The organism is Microcystis sp. M53603_WE2, from assembly GCF_030065435.1.
This window is the reverse complement of record NZ_JASJFF010001278.1, coordinates 1-4,664: the sequence shown is the minus strand read 5'-3', so window position 1 is coordinate 4,664 and position 4,664 is coordinate 1. Positions and strand designations below refer to the sequence as shown.

Sequence of the window (4,664 nt, the reverse complement as noted above, 5' to 3'; positions counted from 1 at the left end):
GGGGTGTGGGGTGTGGGGTTTTACCAGTTTTGAGGTGGCCAATTACCTAATTTTCAGGGAAAAAGTGCCTAAATTTCCCCCCGATCACTCCCAGATGCAGTACTTTTTGATTGACAAAAGGTCTAAAAGTCTTACCCAACAAGGTTTTTAGATTTATTCAGCCAGCCCTAAATAAAAATAATCTCCTGACTCCTGATTGCTGATTACTGATTACTGATTACTGAATTGGTCTGCCCCGGTAACGAATATCTGCATTGTTATTATCTTCGGTTTCGAGGACGATCTCGAATTCTTCTACAACGGAATCAAGGAGGGGATTAACTGTGGGATTTAAGAGAGGAGTTTCGGGGGTGGGGTTAGAGATAGCGAGAATTTTTGCTAATTTTGAGCGAGTTTTCTGGATTTCTCCCTCTAACAATCCCGTGATCGTTTTGCCAGTTTTCACTAAAAGAAAAGCTTGGTCACTGCAAGGGGTTAAGATCAGATGACCCTGGGGACTGCGAATAGCAATTTGTTCCAGATCAGACCAGCTTAATTCCTCTTTTGTGTTATTGGCAAGATAGAGCATTGTTCCGGCTAAGATTAAAGCACTATTGTGTTCCATGCCGATGGAATCAGTCAAAGGTTGACCCTGGGGAGAAACAAGCATGGTCCCCTCAATAGCGAGCGGTTTTTCGGCTAATTCTTGCAGGATTTTGGCAATTTCTACCTTATAATTTGGTTCCCTAGGTAAGGTATTTTTAGAGTTATCATAGTTATTATCGGTGGGATGTGGTCGTTGTCGTTCTTTGGTTTCTTTCGAGGAGATAAACCATTGTAGAGGTTTTCCTTCCCGCAGTTGCCGTTGGCTAAACAGACGAATATCTTTAGAAAGTTTAATCCCTAATTCAAAGGCATTTGCCTGATAATTGTCAGCTAAAGTTAAGGGTTCAAGGGAGATTTTAGCATCATCTCTGGCAATACGTTTTAGGGGACCTGCTTCTAGACAGGCAAGGATTTTAAACAGTTGTTTCGAGTCGAGTAGTTCCTGTAAATAATAACAATGAAAGTAGGGGATGTCCCCACGATCAAATTCATCCTTACCATCGTTAATTAACCAACCAAAGAGGGTGTTATGGAAGTCAATTTGATAGATATAGACTCCTTTAAATTTCCTGTCTGGAGGATTATAGGTGTCCCATAACTGAGAGACTATATGTTGATAAAAAAACTGTTGAATCCCTAGGGGGACATTGACACTAGCGATATATTTAAATCCCAGTTGTGAGAAACTGCTATAAATCAGTTGTTCAACGAGCAAGGACATGATCTGTAACCTTTAAGCACTTTTGTGGGCTATTATAAATAATTTTCACACAATTGTGTCTTGTTTCTAGTTTTTGGGGAGATATTTGACGGCATTTCTCCTCAAGATGAACTGTCACCTAATTTGGTGCCGACTCCCCAAAACGAAAACTTCACACCTCACCATTAAGATGACTGTTATAAGGCAGTCAGCAGATTTTTGAGAGATTTTTTTACTAATCTTTCTGTAAATAGCTCGGATATAGTGCTGGTCGTTTAGGAAAAGTTTACCAGTTGTTGATCGATTTGAGACAATAACCAAGATAGGGAGTCTAAAGCTTGATTTGCTTGCAGCGTGCCTTGTTGGGAATCAATTAAAACTGTTGAGTAAAAAAAACGGTGATTAACTTTTTGCTCTCGCAGTTTTTGCTCTAATTCTTTGACTTTTAATTGTAGGTTTTGCCAGCTTTTTTGGTCAGAGACAACTAGATCGCATTTGCTGATAATAATGCCTAAATTAAACCTAGTTTTATTATGGTTAATTATCTCGATCAAGGTTTGAAAAATTCTCAGGTAATTATTATGCTTGTCTGAATCATTTAATAAACTTGCTGCTTCTAAAAACAGTAAACAAGCATTAGCCTGTAAAGCCATATTGACAAAGGCTAAATTATAGATTTGACAACTTTCTCCCGGTATATCCCACCAGCGAATTGTCGCTATTTTATCCGAGCGATCACCGCTTTTTTTCTCTAAACTAAAATCAAAGTTACTGATTTTTAAAGTGGCGGGGGGATATTGACCTGTTCTAGCGACATAATTGAGAATTTTTTCAATATCTTCTTCGCTTTCTTCCTCTTGAGATCTGAAGACAATATTAGCCGGATTTCCCGAAGTTGCTTGATTTTTGAAAGTCTGATAAGATGCCGCTAGGAAAACTGTTTTTCCTGCTCCTCTTTGACCGATACTGAGAACTGTATAAATTTTGTTTTCTTGGCTAAGATTTTCCTGATTGTTAGTCATTTTAAAACCTCTAAATTGAATGAAAAAACTTTTGCTGCGATGATTGTGTCTCTCAAGCAAACACAGACAAGAAAAATTGACTTGAGATTAGTTAATCTCCTTAGCTCAACAATCCCCTGCTACACTCTTGTAGTTATGCTGTCTGGAAAGATGATCGAGAAAGCTTATTAGTCATCTAATTAAGATGATTATATTTGTTTTGTCTGATCGGATCATCCCGGTTAGCCAAATCTTCACACAAAGTTACTATTCTAATAGTAATTGAACTTGCTCTCGGTGCTTGAGATGGAAATCTTGGGATTAAATTTTCCTGATTTTTAACGACAAAAGCCACGGTAAGTAGGGAGGCACAATTATTTGTAGGATGGGTTAGCGGTAGCGTAACATGAGCGGGCGTTGGGTTTCATGCTTCAACCCAACCTACGTTCATCTTATATTTAATTCCACCCACCCACTTAAATCCGTAGAGATTTTCTGGGTGTAGTTCTAAGTGATCTCATAGATAAAATAATAAACATACCCTAAAGCCCTCTGGTAAATGATCGATATAACTTGTTTAACACAAACGATAATTTTTGTCAATCTTTTTGTCAATTTAATTCCCTGATTCTCAAATAAAAACTATCGCTATTTACCAAAAACTAGAGAGACGTTGTTATAATCAACGTCTCTAGATCAGACTAAGCCAAGCTGTTTTAAACAGAGGATTGCTCACTAATTAACCGAATTATTGCCCACTTTAGTCAACGAAAATGCCATTTAAAACTCCTGAAATGATCGAAACCACGATCGAACCGAATAAAGCAGCAAAAAATGATTTTACCTCAAAGCCACGGATAAAATAGGAGGCTAAAGAAAAGGAAATGGCATTAACCACAAAAATAAATAACCCTAGGGTCAAAATAGTTAAAGGCAGGGTAAAAAGAATCAACAGGGGTCTAATAATAGCATTAATTAAACCCAAAGCGACAGCAGCTATCAAAGCCACGGTAAAATCTTTAATTTCTATACCGGGTACTATTCGCGCTGTAATCAATAAAGAGACGGCGGTAATCAACCAACGGAGGAAAAAAGATAACATAAGCCCATCCATCTAAGATAGTTCATCCTCATCTATTTTAATCGCCATCGCCCCTTAAAGGGGCGACAGTTTTCGGGAGATGGCAGCGAAAACCGACATTGACTGCTGCCGCTGCTCGAAAACCAGAGCGGGAACATAAGTAGCTGGTTATAATTAAATTAAAAATGGATTTTAGGTTCGATCCCCCCTGCCCCCCTTGATAAGGGGGGTGCCGATAGGCGGGGGGATCTGACACTGATAATAAACAGGAAGATTCCCTCGGACTATCACCCCCCAGAAAGAGGCAGCACTCAAGATGATATCTAGAAGAAATTTTAGCCAAAGCCAGCAAGTACCAATCGGTAAAACGAGAATTATTCAGGGAGCAACTGGCTTTTTAATGCTAATGAGTCTGCTTTCTCTCCTCTTAGCGCCACCTAGTTTAGCATCTCCTGAGCCACCTAATTCGGTTATCGCCGCCACCCGTCAAGATTTGAGTCGGAAAACCAAGATATCGGTTAATCGCTTGCAAATTCAAGCAGCACAACCACAAACCTGGCCCGATGGTTGTTTAGGATTAGCTAAACCGGGAGAATTCTGTACTCAAGCACTGGTGCAAGGATGGCGAATTATTCTGACTGATAACCAAAAAACTTGGGTTTATCGCACCGATAGCAGCGGCGCTAATCTTCGCTTAGAAAAGTAAATTTCTTTGGCTCTTTTCCGGCTGCTTTTTCGGCATCCTCAAAGCAGCGCTGTCCTGTCCGTTGGGTGATGAAAATCGGCTTAGAATGGCTCTAGGGTTTGTTTCAAGAATCTAGTCGTCTCTGGCAATCCTATTTAATTAATAATCCCAGTTTTTTGCTTTTTTTTGCCCTACAACTCCTGCGAGACTGGGAAAAGTAAACAGTAATCCAGTCATCAGTCCTCAACTATCGTTAAGATGGATGGGAGAAGGTAAAGTTTTATATGTCCCCTTCAACTGCGTTTAGGAGTTCCTGCTAAAGATGACACAAGCTACTCAGATTCAAGGAAAAGGAATTTTACTCAGTGAGGCTGCCCTCAAACACCTTACCATGCTCAAAGAGCAACAGGGCAAGGATTTATGTCTGCGCGTGGGTGTGCGTCAGGGTGGTTGTTCGGGAATGTCCTATATGATGGATTTTGAGCATCCTAGCAATATTGGCCCCCAAGATGAGGTTTTCGATTACGATGGCTTCAAAATTGTCTCTGATAAAAAAAGTCTGCTCTATCTCTACGGTCTCATGTTAGATTACAGCAACGCGATGATCGGCGG

The 4,664-nt window shown here is 39.9% G+C and carries 5 protein-coding genes; 2 read left to right on the top strand and 3 right to left on the bottom strand.

Annotated elements, in window-relative coordinates:
• Positions 1–217: 217 nt before the first annotated feature.
• The 3 genes from PX481_RS26740 to PX481_RS26730 form a co-directional block, all read right to left on the bottom strand.
• Positions 218–1,306: a roadblock/LC7 domain-containing protein gene (locus tag PX481_RS26740; RefSeq protein ID WP_288096960.1), complete on the bottom strand. Its 1,089-nt coding sequence runs from the start codon at positions 1,304–1,306 to the stop codon at positions 218–220.
• A 254-nt stretch (positions 1,307–1,560) separates the two neighbouring features.
• Positions 1,561–2,307 (bottom strand): TRAFAC clade GTPase domain-containing protein, encoded by a 747-nt coding sequence (locus PX481_RS26735; RefSeq protein ID WP_002762653.1) that lies wholly within the window; start codon positions 2,305–2,307, stop codon positions 1,561–1,563.
• Positions 2,308–3,046: 739 nt separating this feature from the next.
• The gene (locus tag PX481_RS26730) at positions 3,047–3,388 is read right to left on the bottom strand and encodes a phage holin family protein (RefSeq protein WP_002762655.1); all 342 of its coding nucleotides are present in this window, start codon (positions 3,386–3,388) and stop codon (positions 3,047–3,049) included.
• Positions 3,389–3,683: 295 nt separating this feature from the next.
• Between PX481_RS26730 and PX481_RS26725 the strand changes: the two genes are divergently transcribed.
• Together PX481_RS26725 and PX481_RS26720 are read left to right on the top strand one after the other, a co-directional pair.
• On the top strand, positions 3,684–4,073 hold the full coding sequence (locus PX481_RS26725; RefSeq protein WP_002762657.1) for a DUF8738 domain-containing protein: 390 nt from the start codon (positions 3,684–3,686) through the stop codon (positions 4,071–4,073).
• 301 nt (positions 4,074–4,374) lie between these two features.
• Positions 4,375–4,664 (top strand): HesB/IscA family protein (locus PX481_RS26720; protein WP_288096956.1); only part of this gene is annotated, 290 nt, incomplete at its 3' end.

What these genes read in the sequence shown, in the direction of transcription:
- PX481_RS26735 (WP_002762653.1), bottom strand. Translation starts at nt 2,307, where the DNA reads ATGACTAACAATCAGGAAAATCTTAGCCAAGAAAACAAAATTTATACA.
- PX481_RS26740 (WP_288096960.1), bottom strand. Translation starts at nt 1,306, where the DNA reads ATGTCCTTGCTCGTTGAACAACTGATTTATAGCAGTTTCTCACAACTG.
- PX481_RS26725 (WP_002762657.1), top strand. Translation starts at nt 3,684, where the DNA reads ATGATATCTAGAAGAAATTTTAGCCAAAGCCAGCAAGTACCAATCGGT.
- PX481_RS26730 (WP_002762655.1), bottom strand. Translation starts at nt 3,388, where the DNA reads ATGTTATCTTTTTTCCTCCGTTGGTTGATTACCGCCGTCTCTTTATTG.